At 73.0% G+C, this 24,525-nt stretch carries 22 protein-coding genes; 12 read left to right on the top strand and 10 right to left on the bottom strand.

Annotation, left to right across the window (positions count from 1 at the left end):
* Nucleotides 1–219: 219 nt before the first annotated feature.
* Entirely contained in the window at nt 220–933 is a 714-nt protein-coding gene (locus tag ACFWRT_RS27040) for a M23 family metallopeptidase (RefSeq protein ID WP_380955554.1), read from the top strand.
* Nucleotides 934–1,133: 200 nt separating this feature from the next.
* On the opposite strand, the gene cseC is transcribed toward ACFWRT_RS27040, so the two are convergent.
* The 5 genes from cseC to ACFWRT_RS27065 form a co-directional block, all read right to left on the bottom strand.
* Nucleotides 1,134–2,471: a two-component system sensor histidine kinase CseC gene (cseC, locus tag ACFWRT_RS27045; protein ID WP_380955552.1), complete on the bottom strand. Its 1,338-nt coding sequence runs from the start codon at nt 2,469–2,471 to the stop codon at nt 1,134–1,136.
* Between the two features lie 87 nt (nt 2,472–2,558).
* Nucleotides 2,559–3,278, bottom strand: a complete 720-nt coding sequence (cseB, locus tag ACFWRT_RS27050) for a two-component system response regulator CseB (protein ID WP_380955551.1) — start codon at nt 3,276–3,278, stop codon at nt 2,559–2,561.
* An 18-nt stretch (nt 3,279–3,296) separates the two neighbouring features.
* Nucleotides 3,297–3,956 (bottom strand): hypothetical protein, encoded by a 660-nt coding sequence (locus ACFWRT_RS27055; RefSeq protein WP_380955562.1) that lies wholly within the window; start codon nt 3,954–3,956, stop codon nt 3,297–3,299.
* A 170-nt stretch (nt 3,957–4,126) separates the two neighbouring features.
* Nucleotides 4,127–4,963, bottom strand: a complete 837-nt coding sequence (locus ACFWRT_RS27060) for a SigE family RNA polymerase sigma factor (protein WP_380955550.1) — start codon at nt 4,961–4,963, stop codon at nt 4,127–4,129.
* A gap of 147 nt (nt 4,964–5,110) precedes the next feature.
* Nucleotides 5,111–6,025 (bottom strand): HhH-GPD family protein, encoded by a 915-nt coding sequence (locus ACFWRT_RS27065; protein ID WP_380955549.1) that lies wholly within the window; start codon nt 6,023–6,025, stop codon nt 5,111–5,113.
* A 324-nt stretch (nt 6,026–6,349) separates the two neighbouring features.
* Between ACFWRT_RS27065 and ACFWRT_RS27070 the strand changes: the two genes are divergently transcribed.
* Nucleotides 6,350–7,132, top strand: coding sequence for a hypothetical protein (locus tag ACFWRT_RS27070; RefSeq protein ID WP_380955561.1), 783 nt, complete (start codon nt 6,350–6,352; stop codon nt 7,130–7,132).
* 127 nt (nt 7,133–7,259) lie between these two features.
* On the opposite strand, the gene disA is transcribed toward ACFWRT_RS27070, so the two are convergent.
* Nucleotides 7,260–8,384 carry a DNA integrity scanning diadenylate cyclase DisA gene (gene disA / locus ACFWRT_RS27075; protein ID WP_003968311.1) on the bottom strand — a complete coding sequence of 375 codons (1,125 nt, stop codon included), beginning with the start codon at nt 8,382–8,384 and terminating at the stop codon, nt 7,260–7,262.
* A gap of 82 nt (nt 8,385–8,466) precedes the next feature.
* Entirely contained in the window at nt 8,467–9,888 is a 1,422-nt protein-coding gene (gene radA, locus ACFWRT_RS27080; protein WP_380955548.1) for a DNA repair protein RadA, read from the bottom strand.
* A gap of 210 nt (nt 9,889–10,098) precedes the next feature.
* On the opposite strand from radA, the gene ACFWRT_RS27085 reads away from it, so the two are divergent.
* The gene (locus ACFWRT_RS27085; protein WP_463288381.1) at nt 10,099–12,006 is read left to right on the top strand and encodes a BACON domain-containing protein; all 1,908 of its coding nucleotides are present in this window, start codon (nt 10,099–10,101) and stop codon (nt 12,004–12,006) included.
* A gap of 13 nt (nt 12,007–12,019) precedes the next feature.
* Here the strand turns inward: ACFWRT_RS27085 and ACFWRT_RS27090 are convergent, their stop codons facing one another.
* The gene (locus ACFWRT_RS27090; RefSeq protein ID WP_380955546.1) at nt 12,020–12,871 is read right to left on the bottom strand and encodes a hypothetical protein; all 852 of its coding nucleotides are present in this window, start codon (nt 12,869–12,871) and stop codon (nt 12,020–12,022) included.
* A 39-nt stretch (nt 12,872–12,910) separates the two neighbouring features.
* On the opposite strand from ACFWRT_RS27090, the gene ACFWRT_RS27095 reads away from it, so the two are divergent.
* From ACFWRT_RS27095 to ilvD, 4 genes are all read left to right on the top strand, one after another.
* Entirely contained in the window at nt 12,911–13,861 is a 951-nt protein-coding gene (locus tag ACFWRT_RS27095; RefSeq protein ID WP_380955545.1) for a Ppx/GppA family phosphatase, read from the top strand.
* Nucleotides 13,862–13,969: 108 nt separating this feature from the next.
* Entirely contained in the window at nt 13,970–14,863 is an 894-nt protein-coding gene (locus ACFWRT_RS27100) for a sugar phosphate isomerase/epimerase family protein (protein WP_380955560.1), read from the top strand.
* 49 nt (nt 14,864–14,912) lie between these two features.
* Nucleotides 14,913–15,530 (top strand): TetR/AcrR family transcriptional regulator, encoded by a 618-nt coding sequence (locus tag ACFWRT_RS27105; RefSeq protein WP_380955544.1) that lies wholly within the window; start codon nt 14,913–14,915, stop codon nt 15,528–15,530.
* 183 nt (nt 15,531–15,713) lie between these two features.
* The gene (gene ilvD / locus ACFWRT_RS27110; protein WP_380955542.1) at nt 15,714–17,564 is read left to right on the top strand and encodes a dihydroxy-acid dehydratase; all 1,851 of its coding nucleotides are present in this window, start codon (nt 15,714–15,716) and stop codon (nt 17,562–17,564) included.
* A gap of 188 nt (nt 17,565–17,752) precedes the next feature.
* Here ilvD and ACFWRT_RS27115 read toward each other — a convergent pair whose 3' ends face one another.
* On the bottom strand, nt 17,753–20,059 hold the full coding sequence (locus tag ACFWRT_RS27115; RefSeq protein ID WP_380955558.1) for a protein kinase domain-containing protein: 2,307 nt from the start codon (nt 20,057–20,059) through the stop codon (nt 17,753–17,755).
* 135 nt (nt 20,060–20,194) lie between these two features.
* On the opposite strand from ACFWRT_RS27115, the gene ACFWRT_RS27120 reads away from it, so the two are divergent.
* Together ACFWRT_RS27120 and ACFWRT_RS27125 are read left to right on the top strand one after the other, a co-directional pair.
* Nucleotides 20,195–20,533, top strand: coding sequence for an SH3 domain-containing protein (locus ACFWRT_RS27120; protein ID WP_380955541.1), 339 nt, complete (start codon nt 20,195–20,197; stop codon nt 20,531–20,533).
* Between the two features lie 69 nt (nt 20,534–20,602).
* Complete coding sequence (locus tag ACFWRT_RS27125; protein ID WP_380955540.1) at nt 20,603–21,133, top strand: hypothetical protein; 531 nt, start codon at nt 20,603–20,605, stop codon at nt 21,131–21,133.
* Between the two features lie 18 nt (nt 21,134–21,151).
* On the opposite strand, the gene ACFWRT_RS27130 is transcribed toward ACFWRT_RS27125, so the two are convergent.
* A complete protein-coding gene (locus ACFWRT_RS27130; protein ID WP_380955539.1) occupies nt 21,152–21,334 on the bottom strand; it encodes a hypothetical protein in 183 nt (60 codons plus the stop codon).
* A gap of 215 nt (nt 21,335–21,549) precedes the next feature.
* Here ACFWRT_RS27130 and ACFWRT_RS27135 point away from each other — a divergent pair, with 215 nt between their 5' ends.
* The 3 genes from ACFWRT_RS27135 (at nt 21,550) to proC (ending at nt 24,053) form a co-directional block, all read left to right on the top strand.
* Nucleotides 21,550–22,368, top strand: coding sequence for an ABC transporter ATP-binding protein (locus ACFWRT_RS27135; RefSeq protein WP_380955537.1), 819 nt, complete (start codon nt 21,550–21,552; stop codon nt 22,366–22,368).
* On the top strand, nt 22,365–23,144 hold the full coding sequence (locus ACFWRT_RS27140; RefSeq protein WP_380955536.1) for an ABC transporter permease: 780 nt from the start codon (nt 22,365–22,367) through the stop codon (nt 23,142–23,144). The genes ACFWRT_RS27135 and ACFWRT_RS27140 overlap by 4 nt, the downstream gene beginning before the upstream one ends.
* A gap of 99 nt (nt 23,145–23,243) precedes the next feature.
* The gene (gene proC, locus ACFWRT_RS27145) at nt 23,244–24,053 is read left to right on the top strand and encodes a pyrroline-5-carboxylate reductase (RefSeq protein WP_380955535.1); all 810 of its coding nucleotides are present in this window, start codon (nt 23,244–23,246) and stop codon (nt 24,051–24,053) included.
* Nucleotides 24,054–24,525 lie beyond the last annotated feature (472 nt).

Here is a 24,525-nt window from a genome sequence, read left to right on the forward strand (position 1 = left end):
AAAGTGCCCCCAGAACAGCGTTTAAACCCCCTTCGGGTGAGGGATTTCGTCGCCGATCCCTCCACCCGAACCAGGACAACTGAGGCGAATTCCCCGCCCCCCTTCTACGGCTTTTCTTCGTAGATGGGGTGTTTGAGCACCGGCGGGGGTGCGGGTTACCAAGGTGGAGCAAGCCCGGACAGCACGCCGGGTCCACTCACCTTCGGAGGACTTCACCGTATGAAGCGCGCAACGAACCAGCACACCATCCGCCCGTCCGCCTCCCGCGTCCGTGGCGCCGTCCTGGCCGCCGGCCTGGGAGCGTCCGTGGCGCTGGGTGCAGGCTCGGCGTTCGCGGCCGGCAACGCCGACGCCGCCGCTCCCCTCGCCGCGGGCACCACCGCCCAGTCGGTCGCCCAGCAGGCGACCGCGCAGAGCAAGGCTGCCGAGACGGCCAAGAAGACGGCGGCGCAGAAGGCCGCCGACGCGAAGAAGAAGGCCGAGGACAAGAAGAAGGCGGCCAAGAAGAACGCCGCCTCCTGGAAGACCCCGGTCAAGAAGTACACGCTGACCGCCAGCTACGGCACCGGCGGCGCCCGCTGGGCCGCCAAGCACTCCGGCCAGGACTTCGCCGTGCCGATCGGCACCCCGGTCACCGCCGCCCACACCGGCACCGTCGTGAAGGCCGGCCCGAACGGCGCCGGCGACGGCCCCGCGTACGGCAACGCCATCGTCATCAAGCACTCCAACGGCAAGTACTCGCAGTACGCGCACCTGTCGAAGGTCAACGTGAAGATCGGCGAGAAGGTCACGACGGGCGAGAAGATCGCCCTGTCCGGCAACACCGGCAACTCCAGCGGCCCGCACCTGCACTTCGAGATCCGCACCAGCCCGAACTACGGCTCGGCGCTCAACCCGGCCCAGTTCCTCCGCTCGGTGCACGTCTCCATCTGATCCGGCCGGCGTAACCGCGCGGACCTGCCGGGGAGACCCGCAGGCCGCGCAGCACAACCGAACAGAGTCAGTGGACCCGTTACACCCCGGTACCCGGGGCGTGCGCCCGGGTCACCCGATCGACGGCGACGTCGAGGACAGCCTCACGGCTCACTCCTCGGGGTCGCCGTCGGCGTTGTACCCGGGGGCTCCAGGCAGCCTCAGCCCTGCGGCTGGCGCTCGTCCGCCGTCCGCAGCATCGGGAAGCTCCCCGTCGCCGTCGGCGCGTGCTCCGGCAGCCACAGCACCGCGATCGCCCCGCCCGTGCCCTCCGCCGCCCCCACCGGCGCCGCGTTCCGGAAGGTCAGCCGGGCCCCCAGCACCCGCGCCTGGCCCGCCGCGATCGTCAGGCCCAGCCCGTGTCCGTGTCCGGCCCGGTCCATCGACCCCGTACGGAACCGGCTCGGCCCGTCCCGCAGCAGCTCCTCCGGGAACCCCGGACCGTGGTCCCGGACCCGTACCACCCGGCCCTCCACCGTGACCTCCACCGGGGTGGAGCCGTGCTTGGCGGCGTTGCCGAGGAGGTTGCCGAGGATGCGTTCCAGGCGGCGCGGGTCGGTGGAGACCCAGGACTCGTGCACCACCCGCACGGTCACATCCGGGTCCAGCAGCCCGATCCGCCGGCTGACGAACTCCCCGAGCGGCAGCTCCTGGAGCTCGGCCCGCTCCGACGCGCTGTCCAGCCGGGCCACCTCCAGCACGTCCTCGACCAGCGTCCGCATCGCCTGGGCCCGGTCCCGTACCAGCTCGGTCGGGCGGCCCGGCGGCAGCAGCTCGGCCGCCGTGAGCAGCCCGGTCACCGGCGTACGCAGTTCGTGGGCGATGTCGGCCGTGACCCGGCGCTCCGCCTCGATCCGCTCGTTCAGCGCGTCGGTCAGCGCGTCGACCGCCCGCGCCAGCTCGTCCGTCTCGTCCCGGACGACCCCGCCGACGGCCTCCCGCACCCGTACGTCGGTGTGGCCCTCGGCGACCCGGCCCGCCGCGGCCGCCGCCTTGCGCAGCCGGCGCGAGAGCTGACCGCCGATGAGGACGCCGAGCGCGCAGCCGCCGAAGACGACCGAGACCGAGCCGATGATCAGCGCCCGGTCCAGGTCGTCCATGATCGTCGCGGACCGGTCCGCGAACCGGGTGTGCAGCGAGAGCACGTCCCCGTTGGCCAGCGGAACGGCCGCCCAGACATCGGGCACCCCGTCGGCGGTCTCCGTCACATGGGTGGCCCGCCGGTTCTTGCGGACCTCGTCGCGCAGGCTCGGCGGGATCGCCGGGTCGTTGAGCTTCGCCCCGAACTTCGGCCCGCCCTTCTGCATGCTCGTCGCCTCGTAGAACCGCTGCGCGCCGAGCAGCCGCTCCAACTGCACCTCGCGGGCGTTCTCGATCATCGAGACCCGGGCCGCGTTGTGCACGACGAGGCTCAGCGCCACCGCGATGAGCGCGCCGACCGCGGCGATGGCAACGCTGATCTTCCAGCGGACCCCGGTCCGCAGCGCCAGTCGCTTCATGGGCACATCACCGGCCGTCCCGCCCCCGGCCGCTTCACCTGTAGCCGTCTCATCCGCCTGTCACCGGCCGTCCCCTCCGCAGCCGCCTCATCCGCGCAGCTTGTAGCCGAAGCCGCGGACCGTCTCGATCCGGTCCTGGCCGATCTTGGTGCGCAGTCGCTGGACATGGACGTCCACGACCCGGGTGTCGCCGCCCCAGCCGTAGTCCCAGACCCGCTCCAGGAGCTTGTCGCGGGAGAGCACGGTGCCGGGCGCGGAGGAGAACTCCAGCAGCAGCCGCATCTCGGTGGGCGTCAGCGCCACCTGCTCACCGCCGCGCCGCACCTCCATGCCGTCCGTGTCGACCTCCAGGTCGCCGAAGGCCAGCACCCCGCCGAACCCCGCGGCCTCCCCCTCCGTACCGCCCTGGCCCTGGCCCGTGCCCTCCGGCCCGGCCGCGTGGCCGAAGCGGCGCAGTACGGCCCGGATGCGGGCGACCAGGACCGCGCCGTCGAAGGGCTTGGTGACGTAGTCGTCCGCGCCGGCTTCCAGGCCGAGCACCACGTCGATCGAGTCGGCCCGCGCGGAGAGCATGATCACCGGCACGGTCGACTCGTCCCGGATGCGGCGGCACAGGCTCACCCCGTCGAGCCCCGGCACCATGACGTCGAGCAGCGCGATGTCCGGCCGGTCGGCCCGGAAGGCCTCCAGGCCGGAGAGCCCGTCGGGCATCGCGGTGACGGTGAAGCCGACCCGCTCCAGAGCGAGCTGGGTGGCCTCACGGATGACATCGTCGTCCTCGACGAAGAGGACGTGGGTCTCGGCCATGGAGGTCGTCTCTCGCTTTCAGTTCCCGCTCGGATCGGCCGGTTCCACCGGTTCCACCGGCTCCGCCTGTGTGGGTGCCTCGATGTCGCCGCCGTCGACGGCCCGGCTGAAGTCGTTGTGCACCCGGTCGTGCTCGCTGAAGCGCCCGCCGGCCCAACGGTAGGTGACCACCTCGGAGCCGGACGGGTAGGCCAGCGGGTCCTTCGATCCGTAGACCTGGGTGGTCACCACGAGGTCGCCCCGGTCGATGGTTCCGTAGACGGCCGGGACCTCGGCCATGAAGACGTTCTCGTACGAGCCGTCCTCGCGGGCCCGGTAGACGTACGTCCCCATCCCCACCGAGTCGGCGCAGCTCATCACGTTGACCACGACATCGGCGGACGGGCCGCCGGTCATCGAGCCGTAGGAGGTGTCGACCGGGTAGGCCTTGCCGGCACAGGGCCGTAGCCCCTCCCGCACCCGCTCGCTCACGGTGGAGTCGCCCTTGAGGAGGGCCACCGCGTCCACGCGCCGGGTCGGCGGGGTCGTGCCGGAGACGGTGGGCCGGGGGGAGACCTGGACGACCGGCTGCGTGCCGGCGGGTCCCTCGTCGCGGGTGCCGGTGCCGCCGGTGGTGCAGCCGACGCCGAACAGCCCGAAGGCGGCGAGTCCGGCCAGGGCCGTACCACTCGCCGCCATACCTGCCCGGAACCCGCGGTTCCGGCGGGGTCTCCGGGAGGAGGCACCGTCGTCGGTGCCGGTGCCGCTTCCGCTGCGGTTGTCGCCGCCGCAGCCGCCGCTGCTACGGCTTCCGCCGCCGTTATCGGTGCCGTACCGGTTGCCGTTCTCGCTGCCGTCGCTGCTGGCTGTCAGGCCGCGCACCGCTCCCGCCCCCGCTCGTCGTGACGCCCGTCGTACGGCGCCGGTGTGTGTCCCCGCGCCGCCGTGACGGAGGTGACCTTCGCCGGGGCGGCGGCCCTCGTCCGCTGGGCCGGGACCCGGCCGGTGACCGTGGGCGCCGCGCTCCGGACGTCCTCGGCCGGCCGTCGGCTCCCGGTCTCCCGGACGCCTTCGGCCTGCCGGTGGTTCCCGGACTCGCGGGCGCCCTCGGTCCTCTGCGGACCCCCGGTCTCGCGGGCGCCCTGGGTCCGCCGGGCGCTCCAGGCCCCCTGCTGCCGTCCCCCGGTCTCCCGGGCGACCGCCTCGCGGCTCGTCAGCTCCCGGCTCTCCAGCTCCTGCCGCAGCCGCGCCAGCGCCCGGTGCAGCGTGCTCTTGACCGTACCGGCCGACATGCCGAGCGCCTCGGCCGTCTCCTCCGTGCTCATCTGCTCCCAGTGTCGCAGCACGACGACGCTGCGCTGCTTCGGAGCCAGGATCTGGAGGATGTCCATCAGCAGGGCCCGGTCCGCGCGCTGCTCACTGCCGTCGTCGACGCTCGCGTCGGGCAGTTGCTCCGTGGGCACCTCGTCGAGCTTGCGCGCCCGCCACCACTCCGTACGGGTGTTGATCATGACGCGGCGCAGATAGGCGTCGGCGAGGGACTTGTCGGCGATGCCGTCCCAGCGGCCGTACGTCCGCACCAGCGCGGTCTGGAGAAGGTCCTGGGCGTCGACGGGGTCGGGGACCAGACGTCGTGCGCTGCGCAGCAGCGCCTCCTGCCGTGTGCGTACGTAGTCCTCGAATGCGAGCACCTCGCCCTGCGCCATGACAACCGCCTCCGTCCCCGTGAATCCCCGTGTACTGCTGTCGGAGACGCTACGGAGGCGTTGTCACGAGGTTGTGCGGAGCAGCCGTACGCCGACGCACGGCTGTCCATCGGTTGTGTAACAGCGCTCGGGCGGAGGCCCGGCCGCTCACGTCAGCGGCAGCCGGTACCGGCCGTCCGCCAGCGGTTCGACCAGCCCGTCGGCCACCAGCCCGTCCAGCGCCCGGGCCCGCTGCACCGGCTCCTCCCACACCGCGTCCAGCGCGGCCTGGGTGACGGGGGTGAGTGCGTCGCGCAGCACCGCGAGGAGCCGCCCGCGCACCTGCCGGTCGGTCCCCGCGTACGTCTGGCCCTTGCGCGGCGGCCCTTCGTGCGCGGGCTTCCCGGCCAGCCGCCACGCGCACTGCGAGGCGATCGGGCACCGCTCGCAGCTCTCGTTGCGCGCGGTGCACACGAGGGCGCCCAGCTCCATGGTGGCCGCCGCCCACCGGGCCGCGCGCTCGTCCTCGTCCGGCAGCAGGGCCCGGGCGAGCTTGCGCTCGGCGGCGGTGGTCGCGTTCGGCGGGTACTGGATGCCGTTCGCGGCGCGGGCGAACACCCGGCGGACGTTCGTGTCGAGCACCGCGTGCCGCTGTCCGTACGCGAACGAGGCCACGGCCGCCGCCGTGTACTCGCCGATCCCGGGCAGCGCCAGCAGTTGGCCGTGCTCGCTCGGCACGTCGCCGCCGTGCCGTTCCGTTATCGCCTGCGCGGCCCCGTGCAGCCGCAGCGCGCGGCGCGGGTAGCCGAGCCGGCCCCAGGCGCGGACCGCCTCCCCGGGCGCCTCGGCGGCCAGGTCGGCGGGGCGGGGCCAGCGGGCGAGCCACTGCTCGTACACCGGCAGGACCCGGCTCACCGGGGTCTGCTGCAGCATGAACTCGCTGACCATCACCCCCCAGGCGCCCGCTTCGGGGCGGCGCCAGGGGAGATCGCGGGCGTGCTGCTCGAACCACCCGATGACGGGGGTGTGGAGGGAGGCGGCGGCGGGGGGCGTCTGGGGGGAAGTCGAAGTCATGGCAGTCATGGCACTGACGATCCTGGCACGGAAGGCGGGAGCGGTGTCACGGACGCGGGGGTGTCGGACCGCACGGCGGCCCCGGGGGTGCGAACGCCACCCGTTCTGTCCCCTCTGACCGGGTCCGGCGGCCCGCCTCCGTGATGATCATCGGGAAAACTTGATGATGATCGGCAAAACTTGTGACCGGAGCGGCGGGTGGGGCCTGAGACGGCCCGGATCTCTCGTAGAGTTCGGCGCGTGGGATCTATGCGCAATCCGGTCGGTCCGCTTCCCTCCAGCATCTACTGGCGCCGAAGGGCGGTAGCGGGGCTTCTGGTTGCGCTGCTCGCGGTGCTGATCGCCTGGGCGGTCACCACCACCGGCTCCGACGGGACCAAGGACGACGGCAAGCCCGGCGGCTCCGACCCGGTGGAGTCGATCACCCCGGGCCCGGGCAGCTCCGGCCCGGCGATCAGCCAACAGCCGGGCGGCCGCGACGAGTCGGACGACTCGGAGGACTCCGGTGGCGGGAGCGGTTCGGGCGGTTCCGATGGCTCCGGCGGCTCTGGTGGCTCCGGCGGTGACACGGGTGGTGCGGGCTCCGGCGGCGGAACGGGATCCGACGGTACGTCAACAGGCGGCGCGGACACGGCCGGTGCGGGCGGTACGGGGGGTACGGGCTCCGGTGGCTCCACGGCGGGCCGGCAGGTCCCGGCGAACTCCCCGCTCCCCGCATGCAAGCCCGGCGGGCTGGAGTTGACCCTGCGGACGAAGGTCAGCTACGGCCCCGACGACCGGCCCAAGTTCGAGATCATCGCCCGGAACACCTCGTCGGCGACCTGCAAGGCCGACCTCGGACCGAAGAACGTGGTGCTGACGGTCACCGAGGCGAGCGCGGAGAGCGACGACGCGATCTGGTCCTCGAAGGACTGCCCGGCGGCTCCGGGCCCGCTGTTCCTCCAGGTCCCGGCGGGCGCGACGATCGTGCACACCGTGGACTGGAACCGTGTCCGCTCGGCGCCCAACTGCGCGACCCCGCCGCCCGGCAAGGCCGCCCCCGGCACGTACCTCCTGGAGGCGGAGACCACCGGCACCAAGATCCGCCCGGCCTCCTTCGTCCTGAAGAAGGACTAACCGCCACCCCCCAGCCCGCCCGGCACCCCCTCAGCCCGTCCGGCGTTAGAGGACGGAACCCTCACTGAGGGGACCGACGCGTCAACGGTGCACGGTGAGTCCGCAATCCTGGAGTGGTGCGGCCGGCTCAGACGTACCGTTCCAGGATCGACGACTCCGCCAGCCGCGACAGCCCCTCGCGGACGCTGCGGGCCCGGGCCTCGCCCACCCCGTCCACCGTCTGGAGATCGTCCACGCTCGCGGCCAGCAGCTTCTGCAGGCCCCCGAAGTGCTCCACCAGCCGCTCGATGATCGCCCCCGGCAGCCTCGGCACCTTCGCCAGCAGCCGGAATCCCCGCGGCGAGACAGCCGAGTCCAGCGTCTCCGGCGAGCCGCTGTACCCCAGCGCCCGCGCCACCACCGGCAGCTCCAGCAGCTCCGTGTGGCTCAGCGCGTCCAGCTCCGTCAGCGCCTCCGCCACCGTGCGTGACCGTTTCGCCGTCGGCTCGGGCACGTAGTCCCGGACCACCAGCTCCCGCTCCGGCTCCACGCCCGCGATCAGCTCGTCGAGCTGGAGCGACAGGAGCCGCCCGTCGGTGCCGAGCTCGACCACGTACTCCGCGATCTCCGTCGCGATCCGCCGCACCATCTCCAGCCGCTGCGCCACCGCCGTCACGTCCCGGACGGTGACCAGGTCCTCGATCTCCAGCGCGGAGAGCGTGCCGGCCACCTCGTCCAGGCGGAGCTTGTACCGCTCCAGCGTGGCGAGCGCCTGGTTGGCCCGGGACAGGATCGCGGACGACTCCTCCAGGACCCGCCGCTCCCCGTCCACGTACAGCGCGATCAGGCGCATGGACTGCGAGACCGAGACGACGGGGAAGCCGCACGCCTTGGAGACCCGGTCCGCCGTACGGTGCCGGGTCCCCGTCTCCTCCGTGTGGATCGAGGCGTCCGGGACGAGCTGCACGCCGGCCCGCAGGATCTTGGTCATGTCCTTGTCGAGGATCAGAGCCCCGTCGAGCTTGCACAGCTCGCGCAGTCGGGTCGCGGTGAACTCCACGTCCAGCACGAACCCGCCGGTACACATCGATTCGACGGTCTTGTCCATGCCCAGGACGATCAGCCCGCCGGTGTTGCCCCGGAGAATGCGCTCCAGGCCGTCCCGCAGGGCCATTCCGGGCGCGACCGCGCTCAGCGAGGCGCGCATCAGCGCCTCGTTACCGGTGCCTTGGCCGGACTTTCCGGGCGTCGTCGCCCGGTCGTTGGCTGCCACTGCACTCCTCCGGTCGACAGGTTTGCGGTGCCCTGGCCTTCCCCCGTGCCGTGTCCACGGGCGGGCGAGACCAGGGCAAAGTCTACCGGCGCGCGTTGTCTTCCTGACGAGGCTGCGGTGCCTCCTGACGAGATCGGCGCGGGAGGACCCGCAGAGCATCCCCCATGTCGGCGACTTCCGTGACCTTCATACCCGAAGGAACCCGTCCCGGGTCGGTCGGTACCAAGGCGTGGGTGAAGCCGAGACGGTGTGCCTCGGCCAGTCTCCGCTGGACTCCGGTGACCCTTCTGACCTCGCCCGCGAGCCCCACCTCACCGATCGCGACCAGGTTCTTCGGGAGCGGGGTGTCGCTGGCGGCACTGGCCAGCGCGAGCGCGATCGCGAGGTCGGCCGCCGGCTCGGTGAGCTTCACGCCGCCGACCGTCGCGCTGTAGATGTCCCGCTTGCCGAGCGCGCTGATCCGGCCGCGCTGCTCCAGCACGGCGAGCATCATCGAGACCCGGGAGGTCTCCAGACCGGAGGTGGTGCGCCGGGGCGAAGGGATCTGGGAGTCGACCGTGAGCGCCTGCACCTCGGCGACCAGCGGCCGCTTGCCCTCCAGCGTCACCGTCAGACAGGTGCCCGGCACCGCCACGTCGCGCCGGGTCAGGAAGAGGCCCGAGGGGTCGGCGAGGCCGGTGATCCCCTCGTCGTGCAGTTCGAAGCAGCCGACCTCGTCGGTCGCCCCGTAACGGTTCTTGACGCCGCGCACCAGGCGCAGCCGGGCGTGGCGGTCCCCCTCGAAGGAGAGCACCACGTCGACCAGGTGCTCCAGCAGCCGGGGCCCGGCGATCGCGCCGTCCTTCGTGACGTGGCCGACGAGCAGCGTGGCCATCCCGCGCTCCTTGGAGGCCCGGATCAGCGCCCCGGCCACCTCCCGGACCTGCGCCATCCCGCCGGGCGCGCCGTCGATCTCGGGCGAGGCGACGGTCTGCACCGAGTCCAGGATCAGCAGGGACGGCTTCACGGCGTCCAGGTGTCCGAGCACGGCCGACAGGTCGGTCTCCGCCGCGAGGTACAGGTGGTCGTTGATCGCCTTGATCCGGTCGGCCCGCAGCCGGACCTGGCTCGCGGACTCCTCGGCGGTGACATAGAGCGTGCGGTGGTCCTCGCTCGCCGCCTTGGCCGCCACGTCCAGCAGCAGCGTGGACTTGCCGACGCCCGGCTCGCCCGCCAGCAGCACGACGGCCCCCGGCACGAGCCCGCCGCCCAGCACCCGGTCCAGCTCACCGACGCCGGTCGAGCGCGCCGTGGCCTGGCGGCTGTCGACCTGGCCGATCGGCAGCGCGGCGCTGGAGACCCGGCCGGCCGCGGTGGTGCGCACGGCGGGGGCGCCGCCGAACTCCTCGACCGTCCCCCACGCCTGGCACTCGGGGCAACGGCCGAGCCATTTGGCGGTGGTCCAGCCGCATTCGGTGCAGCGGTAGGACGGCCGGTCCTTCGCGGATTTCGTACGGGCAGCCATGGCGTCACCGTATCGGTGGGGTCTGACAACGCCCGCCGCGCGGGGGGCGCGAGGCGGGCTCGCCGCACGCAGGGCGCACGGAAGCACGGCGCACGAATCCCGTGATCCCCGGCAACGGAATCCATGATTTCGAGGGATACGTTCACCCGTAAGGATTAAATGTGCTCAAGGGGCACCAAGGGTACGTACTCCTCTGCCTACGGTCGCCGGGTGACGAGCAGCAGGATGCAGGCCCCCACGCACACCACCGGCGCACACCGGGCGCACCGGCGAGCACCTCACGACTCGGCCCACCGGCCGGCCGCTCGTTACGAGCCGCACCTCGACGGCCTCTTCACCTACTGCCTCTCCGTGCTCTGCGACCACGACGCGGCGACCGAGGCGCTCGGTGCGGTCCTGGCGATCGCGGACCGGCACGGAGCCCGGTGTCCCGAGGCCGAGGAGGAACGTCAATCCTGGCTCTACGCCCTGGCCCGCTGGACCTGTCTGCGCACCCTCACCGAACGCAGACGCGGCCGCCAGGCCCACCGCAGGACCGCTCCGGCACCGACTGCCTCCACGGGCCGGCCGACGACCTCCCAGGGCCGGCCGACGACCTCCACGGGCCGGCCGATGACCTCCACGGGCCGGCCGATCACCTCCAACGGCCTGGAGGACGCGCCCGGCGAGGGCGCGCACCTCACCCCCGAGGACGCCACCATCCCCACCCCCTCCGAGTCCCCCGCCGCCGAGGCCCGCAGACGGGAGCTCGCCACCCTCGCCTGGCCCGAGGCCGCCGGCACCACCCCCGAGCAGCGCGAAGCGCTCGAACTGGCCGTACGCCACCGGCTCACCCCTCGCGCCGTCGCCTCCGTGCTCGGCCTGGAGCCGGTCGCCGCCCGGGAGCTGCTGGCGGCGGCGGCCTGCGAGGTCGAGCGCACCCGGGCCGCGCTCGCCGTCGTGGAGACCGCAGGCTGCCCCACCGTCGCCCGGCTCACCGGCGACCACCAGGTGCTGCTCTCCGCAGCCCTCCGGCGCGAGCTGGTCCGGCACGTCGACGACTGCCCCCGCTGCCGCCGCGCCGCCGAACAGGTCGACGCGGCCGGACCCTGGCCCGGCGCCACCGTCGCCCCGGCCACCGCCCGCCTGCCGCTCGTCGAGGCCCCCCGCCCCTCCGTCCACGTCGCCCTGGTCCAGGCCCGCCGCTCCCGCTCGGGCGGCCCGCGCTTCGGCCGCACCGGCTACCCGCTGGACCCCAAGGACCACGCCGCCCGCCGGGACCGGCTGCGCGCCCGGGTCGTGACGACCACGGTGGTCGCCACCGTGGTCGCCGCCCCGGTGATCGCCCTGTGGGCCGCGTACCGGGGAGCCCCGCTCACCGGCGAGGGCCACGACGGCTCCAAGGTCACCGCCACCGAGATCGAGGGCGCGGGAGAGCACAGCGACGACCCCGGGTCCGCGTACGAGAAGGCGGGCAACGCCCGTCCGGGCGACCGGCGCGGCGTCCACTCCCCGGACGTCACGGCCGAGGTCGTCCCCACCGGCGGCGACCGGGAGAGCGCGGGCCGCCTGACCGTCACCGCCCGGACCTCCGGCGCGCTGACGACGATCACGCTGACCGCCTCCGCCCGGGGCCCGGTCGACTGGAGGGCCACGACGGACGCGCGGTGGCTGCGCCTGAGCCGTACGGCGGGCACCCTCGCGGCCGGGAAGTCCACCACCCTCGCGGTCGCGGTGAACCACGCGGCGGCCCCGCGCTCCCCGTGGCGCGCCCGGATCGCGCTGGACCCGTCGGGCTCCGCCGTGATCATCGACGGGCGCGGCGCCACCACCCCGCCCACCGGCACCAGCCCCGCCCCGACGCGTCCCGCCCCCGGCTCCCCGGACCCCACGGACGGGACCGGCCCGCGCCCGACCGACCCCGGGCCCACCGACCCTGGTCCCGGCCCGAGCCCCACCGACCCCGGCCCCACGGACCCGGGCCCGACCGATCCGGGCCCAGGCCCCTCCGACCCGGGCCCCACGGAACCGACCCCCACCGACCCCGCCCCGACCGACCCCACGGACCCGCCGGGCCCGGACCCCACGGACCTGCCCCCGACGGACCCCGCCCCGAGCGACCCGGCCCCGACGGAGTGAGCGACCCCGAGAGCTACTTACCGCCCGCCGGCGGGTCCGCCGGATGCGGCGCCATCGGCAGCAGCGACGCCAGCCGCTGCTCGCACAGCTCGACCAGCCGGTCGTAGGCCTCCTTGCCCATCAGCTCGATCAGCTCCGGCCGGTAGGTCACGTACACCGGGTCCCCGGCCCCGTGCGCGGACGTCGCCGAGGTGCACCACCAGTGCAGGTCATGCCCGCCCGGGCCCCAGCCCCGCCGGTCGTACTCACCGATCGTCACCTGGAGCACCCGGGTGTCGTCGGGCCGGTCGATCCAGTCGTACGTACGCCGTACCGGCAACTGCCAGCACACGTCCGGCTTGGTCTCCAGCGGCTCCTTGCCCTCGCGCAGCGCCAGGATGTGCAGGGAGCAGCCCGCCCCGGCGGCGAAGCCCGGCCGGTTCTGGAAGATGCAGGACCCCTCCCAGCGGCGCGTCTGCCGTTCGCCGTCCTCGTCGACGCCGACCCAGCCCGTCTCCGTACCGACGTCGTGGAACTGCCACAGCTCAGGGGTGAGCCGCGCCACGTTCTCGGCGACCCGCTTCTCGTCGTCCTCGTCGGAGAAGTGCGCGCCCAGCGTGCAGCAGCCGTCGTCGGCGCGGCCCGCCTGGATGCCCTGGCAGCCGCTGCCGAAGATGCAGGTCCAACGGGAGGTCAGCCAGGTCAGATCGCAGCGGAAGACCTGCTCGTCGTCGCCGGGGTCGGGGAACTCCACCCAGGCCCGCGCGAAGTCGATGCCCTTCTCGTCGGACGGGTCCGGTCCGTTCGCCTCCGGCTGTGACGCCTGCTTGTTCGACTTCGTCTTCTTCGTGGCTTTGTCCTGCTTAGCCTTTTTCGTCTTTGGCACGGGCTCAGCGTAAGTCCAATGGCGCAGTAGCGTTCCGGTATGAGACTCGGAGTCCTGGACGTGGGATCGAACACGGTTCATCTGCTGGTGGTCGACGCCCACCCCGGCGCCCGCCCGCTGCCCGCGCACTCGCACAAGGCGGAGCTGCGGCTCGCCGAACTGCTCGACGAGACCGGTGCGATCGGCCCGCCCGGCGTGGACCGGCTGGTGGCGACGATCGCCGGGGCGGTCCAGGCGGCCGAGGACAAGGGGTGCGAGGACGTGCTGCCGTTCGCCACCTCCGCCGTGCGCGAGGCGACCAACGCGGACGAGGTCCTGGAGCGCGTACGGGTCGAGACCGGTGTCGACCTCGCCGTCCTCAGCGGCGCCGAGGAGGCCCGGCTGACCTTCCTGGCCGCCCGCCGCTGGTTCGGCTGGTCGGCGGGGAAGCTGCTGGTCCTGGACATCGGGGGCGGCTCGCTGGAGATCGCCTTCGGGATCGACGAGGAGCCGGACATCGCCGTCTCCCTGCCGCTCGGCGCGGGCCGCCTCACCGGCGCCTGGCTGACGCAGGACCCGGCCGATCCGGAGCAGGTCAAGGCGTTGCGCCGCCATGTGCGGGCCAGCATCGCGCGGACGGTGGGCGAGTTCAGCCGGGCCGGCCGCCCGGACCGGGTCGTCGCCACCTCCAAGACGTTCAAGCAGCTCGCCCGGATCGCCGGCGCCGCCCGCTCCACCGAGGGCCTCTACGTCCAGCGCTGCCTCAGCCGCAGCGCCCTGGAGGAGTGGGTGCCCAAGCTCGCGTCGATGACCGTCGAGGAGCGCGGCCGCCTCCCCGGAGTCTCCGAGGGCCGGGCCGCCCAACTGCTCGCCGGGGCGCTGGTGGCGGAGGGCGCGATGGACCTGTTCGGCGTGGAGGAGCTGGAGATCTGTCCGTGGGCGCTGCGCGAGGGCGTCATCCTGCGCCGCCTGGACCACCTCCCGGTGGAGCGGGCGGCGCTGCCGGGGTGACGGCGGGGCCGTACGTACGCCACGTACGCCCATGGCCCTGATCACTTTCCGCCAGGGCCCCTCGGGGATGCGCACCGGTGCCCGTACGCTGTCCAGGTGGCAGAACCAGTGGTGCGCATCCCCGATGCGAAGGTCGCCCTGTCAACGGCCTCGGTCTACCCCGAGTCCACCGCGACGGCCTTCGAGATCGCCGCGCGCCTCGGGTACGACGGCGTCGAGGTCATGGTCTGGACCGACCCCGTCAGCCAGGACATCGAGGCCCTGCGCCGGCTCTCCGACTACCACCAGGTCCCGATCCTGGCGGTCCACGCGCCCTGCCTCCTGATCACCCAGCGCGTCTGGTCCACCGACCCCTGGGTCAAGCTCCAGCGGGCCCGGGCGGCGGCCGAGAAGCTCGGCGCGTCCACCGTCGTGGTGCACCCGCCGTTCCGGTGGCAGCGCAACTACGCCAAGGACTTCGTGACCGGGATCTGGCGGATGGCGGACGAGACGGACGTCCGGTTCGCCGTCGAGAACATGTACCCGTGGCGCTACCGGGACCGCGAGATGCTCGCGTACGCCCCCGACTGGGACGTCACCAACGACGACTACCGGCACTTCACGGTCGACCTCTCGCACACCGCGACCGCCCGCACCGACAGCCTCGCCATGGTGGACCGGATGGGCGACCGGCTCGCCCACGTCCACCTCGCCGACGGCAAGGGCTCGGCCAAGGACGAGCACCTGGTGCCCGGCCGGGGCGACCAGCCGTGCGCGGAGCTGCTGGAGCGCCTGGCCCGTACGTCGTTCGACGGCCATGTCGTCATCGAGGTCAACACCCGCCGCGCGATGTCCTCCGCCGAACGCGAGGCCGACCTCGCCGAGGCCCTGGCCTTCACCCGCCTCCACCTCGCCACGGCCACGGCCACCGCGCCGGACCCGGCCCGAGGAACCCCGGCCACGGCCACCACGGACCCGGCCCGAGGAACCTCCGACCCGGCCGCCGAGGCCCGCCACCCGTGACCGAGGACCACCGGCACCCGCGCCCGGCCTCCGTGACCCCGGACCGCCCGTGACCGAGGACGCACCCGCCCCCCGGCGCCGGGGCCGCCCCTCCCGTCAGGCCGCCGCCGACGGCCCCGACGCCCGTACGCGCATCCTCCAGGCGGCCCGTACCGAGTTCGCCGAGCGCGGCTACGACAAGACCTCCATCCGCCAGGTCGCCAAGGCGGCCGGGGTCGACGCGGCCCTCGTCCACCACTACTTCGGTACGAAGGACGAGGTCTTCGCGGCCGCCGTCGAGCTCTCCTTCGAACCGGCGCTCGTCATCCCCGCGGTCCTCGGCGGTCCCCCGGAGGGCCTGGGGGAGCGGCTGGCCCGCTACTTCCTCTCCGTATGGGAGAACCCGGCCACCCGTGCCCCGCTCCTCGCGGTCCTGCGCTCGGCGCTCACCCACGAGGCGGCGGCGAAGGTGCTGCGCGGCTTCGTCCTGCGGCGGCTGCTGGACCGGATCGCGGCCGACCTCGACGTCCCCGACGCCACGTTCCGCGCGGAGCTGGCCGCCTCGCACATGATCGGCATCGCGATGCTGCGGTACGTGATCCGGGCCGAGCCGCTCGCCTCGGCGGACCCGGAGGACATCGTCGCGATGGTGGCGCCGACGCTGCAGAGATACTTGACGGAGAGCTGACGCCGCACAGCGCAGGCCCACAGGGCAGGCCCACAGCGCAGGCCCGCCACGCATGCCCACGTACCGACCACCGCATCCCGCATACCGGACAGCCTGTCCAGATCTTGGATCCGAGGCGTACGCTCGAAGACAGTCTTTTCTTATCTGTCGGAGGCAGCACCCCTGCCGAAGGAGCGAGCGACGATGCCCCAGCTGAGGTCCCGCACGGTCACCCACGGACGCAACATGGCGGGCGCGCGCGCCCTTATGCGCGCGTCGGGCGTAGCGAGCGCGGACATCGGCAAGCCGATCATCGCGGTCGCCAACTCGTTCACCGAGTTCGTCCCCGGCCACACCCACCTCGCCCCGGTCGGCCGGATCGTCTCCGAGGCGATCCTGGCGGCGGGCGCGGTCCCGCGCGAGTTCAACACCATCGCCGTGGACGACGGCATCGCGATGGGCCACGGCGGCATGCTCTACAGCCTGCCCTCGCGCGACCTGATCGCCGACTCCGTCGAGTACATGGTCGAGGCGCACTGCGCGGACGCGCTGATCTGCATCTCCAACTGCGACAAGATCACCCCGGGCATGCTGATGGCCGCGATGCGCCTCAACATCCCGACGGTCTTCGTCTCCGGCGGCCCGATGGAGGCCGGCAAGGCGACTCTCGTGGACGGCACGGTGCGAAAACTCGACCTGGTCAACGCGATCAGCGACGCGGTGGACGAGTCGATCTCGGACGAGGACATCCTCCGTATCGAGGAGAACGCCTGCCCGACCTGCGGTAGCTGTTCCGGCATGTTCACCGCCAACTCGATGAACTGCCTGACCGAGGTCCTCGGCCTCTCCCTCCCCGGCAACGGCTCGGTCCTCGCCACGCACACCGCCCGCAGGGCGCTGTACGAGGACGCCGGCCGCACGGTCGTCGAGATCACCAAGCGGTACTACGAGCAGGACGACGAGACGGTCCTGCCGCGCTCCATCGGCACCCGCGCCGCGTTCGACAACGCCATGGCGCTGGACATCGCGATGGGCGGCTCGACCAACACGATCCTGCACCTGCTGGCCGCCGCCGAGGAGGCGGAGCTGGCGTACGACCTGGACGACATCAACGAGGTCTCGCGCCGGGTGCCGTGCCTGTCCAAGGTCGCCCCGAACGTGGCGCCCGGCGGTACGTATTACATGGAGGACGTCCACCGCGCCGGCGGCATCCCCGCCCTCCTCGGCGAGCTGCACCGCGGCGGCCACCTCAACGAGGACGTCCACTCCGTGCACTCCGACACCCTCGCCGAGTGGCTGAAGAACTGGGACGTGCGCGGCGGCTCCCCGTCCCCCGAGGCCGTCGAGCTGTGGCACGCCGCCCCCGGCTGCGTGCGCTCCGCGACCGCCTTCTCCCAGTCGGAGCGGTGGGACACGCTCGACCTGGACGCGGCGGGCGGCTGCATCCGCGACGTCGAGCACGCGTACTCCAAGGACGGCGGCCTCGCCGTCCTCAAGGGGAACCTCGCCGTGGACGGCTGCGTCGTGAAGACGGCCGGCGTCGACGAGTCGATCTGGACCTTCGAGGGCCCGGCCGTCGTCTGCGAGTCCCAGGAGGAGGCCGTCGACAAGATCCTCCGCAAGGAGATCACGGCGGGCGACGTCGTCGTCATCCGCTACGAGGGCCCGCGCGGCGGCCCCGGCATGCAGGAGATGCTGTACCCCACGTCCTTCCTCAAGGGCCGGGGCCTGGGCAAGGTCTGCGCCCTGGTCACCGACGGCCGCTTCTCGGGCGGCACGTCGGGCCTCTCCATCGGCCACGCCTCACCCGAGGCGGCCTCCGGCGGCACGATCGCCCTCGTCGAGGACGGCGACCGCATCCGCATCGACATCCCGAACCGCTCGATCGAGCTGCTGGTGGACGACGCGACCCTGGCCACCCGCCGCGAGGCACTGAACGGCGTGTACGCGCCCAAGAACCGCGAGCGCAAGGTCTCGGCAGCCCTGCGCGCGTACGCGGCGATGGCCACGAGCGCGGACAGGGGCGCGGTCAGGGACGTCTCGAAGCTGGGCTGACCCTTCCTGAGGAGGGGAGCGGCCCCCGGCTCCCCTCCCCGGCCTTTTCCAGTGCTTGAGGAGCGGGGTCCGCCTTTCCAGCCCCTCCGGCGTTTGAGGAGCGGGGTACGGGGCGGAGCCCCGGGAGCACCCGGGCGGGAGCCCCTCAAACGCACCCGCACCCCGGGCAGCCGCCGCCCCCCCCGGGCCTACCAACCCCCCGGCTCCAGCCCATCCACCGCGAACACCGACCCGTCCGGCGCCGTACCCACGACCACCCGCCCCGCCGCCACCGGCGCGGGCAGGTCGGACGCGTACGTCAGCTTCCCCCCGCTCAGCCGCGCCCGCGTCTGCCCCACCAGCGCCCCCCGCTCCGTATCCACGGCCAGCAGCCGCCCGTCCGCAGCCGAGAAGTAGAGCTGCCCGCCCTCCCCGAGCACCGGCGCGGACCCCCGCCCCACCCCGGTCTCCAGCCGCCACAACTCCGCGCCCCCACCAGCCGGTGCCACCGCGTCCCCACCAACCGGCGCCCCCGTGTCCACAGCGTCCCCACCAACCGGCGCCCCCGTGTCCACCGCGTCCCCACCAACCGGCGCCCCCGTGTCCACAGCGTCCCCACCGCCCGGCGCCCCCGTGTCCACCGCCAGCAGCGACCCGCCCCGCCCCAGCAGATACGCGGCGTCCCCGCCCATCACCACCTCCGGCTCGTCCAGCCGGAACGGCAGCGCGATCCGTACGGCCGAACGCTTCCCGGGCGCGTACCGCACCAGCCCGACCGTCTGCATGTCCGCGTTCATCTCCGTCAGGACGAGCTCCCCGGCCCCGGCGGTGGCGACCGGCGTGAGGATCCCGTCCAGCCGCCGCTGCCACGCCGCCCGGCCGCTCCCCGCGTCCACGGCGGTGACCAGGGTCGAGGCGCCGTCCGCCGCGTGCTCGAAGGCGTACGCGAGACCGGACGCCTCGTCGTACAGCCCGAAGTCCGGCCGTACGTGCCCCGCCAGGGTCCGCTCCCACCGCTCCACCCCGCTCGGGCCGTCCAGCGCCGTGACCGTGCCGCCGTCCGCGACGACCAGCAGCGTGGAGCCGGCCGGGAACGAGGAGCCGGGGCTCGCGGAGAGGCCGGTCTCCCGGACCGGGACTCCCTTCACCGGGTCGTACGCGCGCAGCTTCCCGTCCGGACCGGCCGACAGCACCACCCCACCCGAGACGATGGGCGCCGAGGCCTCGCGGAGCGCGGTGTTCCGGTCCGACCAGAGCACCCGCCCGTCCGCCGGGTCGATCCGCGCGGTCCCGGTTCCGGCCACCGCGCAGTACAGCGCCGCGCCCGCCCCGGCGGAGGAGCAGACAGGGGTGGCGCGGCCACTGGTCCGCAGTGAGGTGCTCCACGGCGAGAAGGCGGCACCGTCCGCCTCCTCCGTACGCTCCGGAGCCTCCGCCGGCTCACCCCCACCGCCACCCCACAGCGCGAACCCCCCGGCGCCCGCCCCCGCCACCAGCAGGAGCAGCGCGGCCGCGAGAACCAGCCGCCCGCGCCCCACCCGCCACCGCCGGCCCGGCACCACCGCCCCGCGCACATGCGTGACGTCCTCGGCCCCCTCCCGCTCGTCGGCGACCTCCCCGACCTCCACGGCGCCCGACGCCGCGACACCCCCCACCCGCCGCTGAGCCGGGATGAACGCGGCAGCCTCGTACGACGGCGGCCGCAACTCCGCCATCACCTCATCGGGAGTCGGCCGCTGAGCCGGGTCCTTCGCCAGGCACCGCCCGACCAGCTCCGCCAGATCCTCCGGCACCCCGCTGAGGTCCGCCTCGTCGTGCACCACCTGGTACGCCACGATGTACGGGCTGTCCGAGTCGAACGGCCCCCGCCCCGTCGCCGCATGGACGAGCACCGCCCCCAGCGCGAACACATCGGCCGCCGGCCCTACCTCACGCGGCCGTTGGAACTGCTCCGGCGCCATGTACGGCGGCGAGCCGATCAACTTGCCGGTCTCGGTGCGCAGATCACTGTCGTACGGGCGCGAGATCCCGAAGTCGATGACCTTCGGGCCCGCGTCGGAGAGCAGCACGTTGCTCGGCTTCAGGTCGCGGTGGACGACACCGGCCCGGTGGATGTCCCGCAGCGCCTCGGCCAGTCCGGCGGTCAGCCTGCGCAGCTCGGCGGGGGCCAGCGGCCCGTTCCGCTTGACCTGTTCGGCGAGGGTCGGCCCGGGCACGTACAGGGTGGCCATCCACGGCCGTACGGCCTCCGGATCGGCGTCCACGACCGGCGCGGTGAACGCCCCGCTCACCCGCCGCGCGGCCGCCACCTCCTGCCGGAACCGGGCCCTGAACTCGGGGTCCGCCGCGTACGGCCGGTGCACCACCTTCACCGCGAGCTGCAGCCCGGAGGCGGAGCGGGCCAGATGGACGACGCCCATGCCGCCCGAGCCGAGACATGCCTCAAGGCGGTAGGTACCCGCATATTCCGGAAACTCCGCTTCCGGATGCGCTCCGGCCCCTGGCAGCGGCGGCATCGCCCACCCCCGTGTGTTGATGCGCAAGCGCGACGCACGGAGCCTAGTCGATGGTGCGTGCGAGTGGCGTGGGGCTTGTTAGCCTGCGCGTCGTACGGCTTCGTACACATCGTTTTTCAACGGGGGAGGCCCACCATGGGCGTTGACGAACAGACCATCGAACCGGCGGAGGGAGCGGCGGAAGCCGCCGAGGCCACCACGACCGCGGCGGCGGCACCGGCCTCGGCACACCGCTACCCGATCGCCCCCGGCTACCGGGTCAACGTCCGCACCGGCCCCGGCACCAGCTACCGGATCGTGCGGACGCTCCCGCTCGGGATGAGGGTCCCGATCTACTGCCAGAAGCCGGGGGAGCGGGTCACCGGCCCGTACGGCACGTCGAACCTCTGGTGCAACATCGCCAACGGCGAGTTCATCTCGGACACCTACGTCCTCACGGGCAGCGACGGCTACGTCGCCCCGCGCTGCGACTGACCCGGGACCGACCGGAACGTCGGACCGCTCGCTCACGGGGCACGCCGCCGGTCCGGGATAATCGACCCCGTGAGCGAGAACAGCGGCAACACCGAAGCACCCGGCACCCCCACACCCCCGGCCACACCCCCCGGCCCGCAGCCCGAGCCGATCCGCTTCTTCGGCACGACGTGGGTCGACCACGACGGCGGTTACGGGCTCCGCCGTGCCGGCGTCGCGATCGGCTCGCTGGCCGCCGCCGTGGCCGCCTGCTTCGTCCTGCGCTTCGCCTTCCAGGGCCTGGAGATCGCGGAGGTCGGCAGCCTCGTCGGGATGCTGGTGATCGCGATGTTCGCGATCTGCAGCGCCGTCGCGTTCCGCAAAACGTGGGAGGGGTTCGGCTCCCGCCCCAAGGACCCGGCCCGCGAGGACGCCCTGCGCGGCCTGAAGTCGATCGGCTTCATCGGTTCGCTGCTCGCCTACTTCGTCCGCTCGCTCATCGAGGCCCCGGGTGAGAAGCTGCGCCGCGCGGAGTACGAGAGCGCCCGCGCCCAGTTCGAGAAGCGCCGCTCGTCCCGTACGGGCAACCCGGCGGCCCGCAAGCGCCCGAAGCGCCGCTGACCCGAAGAACGCGGCGCGTCACGGGGCAGAGCTCAACGCCCCTTCCCGCCGCCCGTCCCCCTCCACCGTCTCTACGTGCACATGGCTGATGTCCCACGCGGTCTTGGCGACGGCCAGCAGCAGCCCCACGCGCACCCCCTCGAAGAGGCTGGTCGCCACCACCTCGATCCGCTCCACCGGCAGCCGGAACAGCGCGGTCACCCCGGCCGCCACCCCCCACAGCCACCAGCGGCCCCGGCGAGCATGCCCTGCACCCCCATCGGGCGGCCACGGAAGCACGCAGAAGCGGAAGCACCGGAGCAGGGGATTCCGTTCACCCCCGCACCCCCGCACCCCCGCACCCCCGCACCCCCACCGCGCCCCGGCACTCCCCGCCCTCTTGACGACGGCACGCATCCGGCCCTGTAATTCACCACATGATGAATTACAAACGAGGCGCACCCGAAGCCCCCGGAAGAGACCGCCCACCCCCACCAGCAGTCCAGGCCCGCAACCTCACCGTCGTACGAGGCGACCGCACCGTCCTGAGCACCCTGGACTTCAGCCTCCACCCCGGCACGATCACGGGCCTCCTAGGCCCCTCGGGCTGCGGAAAGACGACCCTGATGCGCGCGGTAGCCGGCACCCAGGCCAAGGCGACGGGCACGCTCACCGTCCTCGGCCACCCCGCGGGATCCCCGGCCCTGCGCCCCCGCATCGGCTACGTCACCCAGGCGCCCTCCGTCTACACGGACCTCACCGTCCGCCAGAACCTGGACTACTTCGCCGCCGTCCTGCACCCCGGCCGCACCCACCGGGACGCGCGCCGGTCCGCGGTCACCCGGGCCATCGAAGAGGTGGACCTCACGACCCACGCCGACGTACTCGCCGCCGCGCTCTCCGGCGGCCAGCGCAGCCGCGTCTCCCTGGCCGTCGCCCTGCTCTCCACCCCCGACCTGCTGGTCCTGGACGAACCGACGGTCGGCCTGGACCCGGTACTCCGCCGCGACCTGTGGGACCTCTTCCACCGCCTGGCCGCCGACCGGGGCGCCACCCTCCTCATCTCGTCCCACGTCATGGACGAGGCCGAACGCTGCCACCGCCTGCTCCTGATGCGCGAGGGCCGCATCCTCGCCGAGGACACCCCCGAGGCACTCCGCACCCGCACCGGCACGGCGACGGTGGAGGAGGCCTTCCTCCACCTGGTCGACGAGGCGGCCGCACGAGGCGCCCACCCCGAGGAGCCCACACCATGACCGGCAGAACAGCACCCCCCGCCCGCACCGGCCGGCCCCTGACCCCCTCCCGTACGGCAGCCACGGCGACCAGGGTCCTGCGCCAGCTCCGCCACGACCCCCGCACGATCGCCCTCCTTTTGATCGTCCCGGTCGCGATGATCACGCTGCTCCGTTACGTCTTCGACGGCGCCCCCGGGACGTTCGACGCGATCGGGGCCTCGCTCCTCGGCATCTTCCCGCTGATCACGATGTTCCTGGTGACCTCGATCGCCACCCTGCGCGAACGCACCTCGGGCACCCTCGAACGCCTCCTCGCCCTCCCCCTCGGCAAGGGCGACCTGATCGCGGGGTACGCCCTCGCGTTCGGCGCGATCGCGGTCGTCCAGTCCGCCCTGGCCACCGCCGTCTCCGTCTGGCTCCTCGGCCTGGACGTGACGGGCTCACCGTGGCTGCTGCTCCTGGTCGCCCTGCTCGACGCCCTGCTCGGCACGGCGCTGGGCCTCTTCGTCTCGGCGTTCGCCGCGTCCGAGTTCCAGGCCGTCCAGTTCATGCCGGCGGTGATCTTCCCCCAACTCCTGCTCTGCGGCCTGTTCATCCCCCGCGACCGGATGCACCCGGTCCTGGAGGCGATCTCGAACGTCCTGCCCATGTCGTACGCCGTCGACGGCATGAACCAGGTCCTCCACCACGCCGACCTCACCGGTGCCTTCCTCCGGGACATCGCGGTGGTGGCGGGCAGCGCGTTCCTGGTCCTCTGCCTGGGCGCGATCACGCTGCGCCGCCGCACACCGTGAGACACCGCCGCACGCTCCGGGACCCTGGTGCGAGGATGACGGGAGGGGCGGCAGTCACGGCCCGACCCCGAACCTGAGCACCGCCCGGAGGGTGAACACATGACCCAGACAGTCGCAGTCCTCGGCACCGGCAAGATCGGCGAGGCCCTCCTCAGCGGCATGATCCGGGCGGGCTGGCGACCGGCCGACCTCCTGGTGACCGCACGCCGCAGCGAGCGGGCCCAGGAACTGCACACGCGGTACGGAGTCGAGTCGGTCAGCAACGCCGAAGCGGCGAAGGCGGCGGACATCCTCATCCTGGCCGTCAAGCCGCAGGACATGGGCAAGCTCCTCGACGAACTGGCCCCGCACGTCAGCGCCGACCGCCTGGTCATCAGCGCGGCCGCCGGCATCACCACCACCTTCATCGAGGAGCGCCTCACGGACGGCACCCCGGTGGTCCGGGTCATGCCCAACACCCCGGTCCTGGTGGACGAGGGCATGTCCGTCATCTCGGCCGGCAGCCACGCCACCGGCGCCCACCTCACGACCACCGAGGAGATCTTCGGCGGCGTCGGCAAGACCCTGCGCGTCCCGGAGTCCCAGCAGGACGCGGCCACCGCCCTCTCCGGCTCGGGTCCCGCCTACTTCTACTTCCTGGTCGAGGCCATGACCGACGCGGGCATCCTGCTGGGCCTGCCCCGCGCCCAGGCCCACGACCTCATCGTCCAGGCCGCCATCGGCGCCGCCGTGATGCTCCGGGACAGCGGCGAACACCCGGTCAAGCTCCGCGAGGCCGTCACCAGCCCCGCCGGCACCACGATCAGCGCCATCCGCGAGCTGGAGAACCACGGCGTACGGGCCGCCCTCATCGCCGCCCTCGAAGCCGCCCGCGACCGCAGCCGCGAACTGGCCTCCGGCAACGGCTGACCCACGGCTCCGGCCGGGGGTTGACACACCCCCGGCACATCCGTAGTGTGCTCCGAGTTGTCCGACGTGAGCGCCGACCCCGGTCGGTCCCCGGACAACCATTCCGCAGTGACCACGATCAGTAGCGACTCCGTGTCGCCCGCTTTTTCGTGCGCATTCGCGAAATGAGGAATCCGCGTTCGAAGGGACGCACCCCGATTAGCGTCGGGGGCCAGGAATCCGCTAATGTCTCACTCGTCGGAACGGCCCAACAGCCGGGAAGACAAGCCCCGCTGACTGGGGGTCAGGCCCGAAAGGATCTGATAGAGTCGGACTCGCCGGAAAGGGAAAACGCGAAAGCGAAGACCTGGAAAGCGAAAGGCAGCAAAACCGCTTGACCCGCTTCGATCGGGAATCGGACACGAAAGAGTCTGATAGAGTCGGAAACGCAGGACAGCAAGACAAAGAAACACGAAGGGAAGCGCCCGGAGGG

It is taken from the genome of Streptomyces cyaneofuscatus, assembly GCF_042718795.1.
GTDB lineage: Bacteria > Actinomycetota > Actinomycetes > Streptomycetales > Streptomycetaceae > Streptomyces > Streptomyces cyaneofuscatus_A.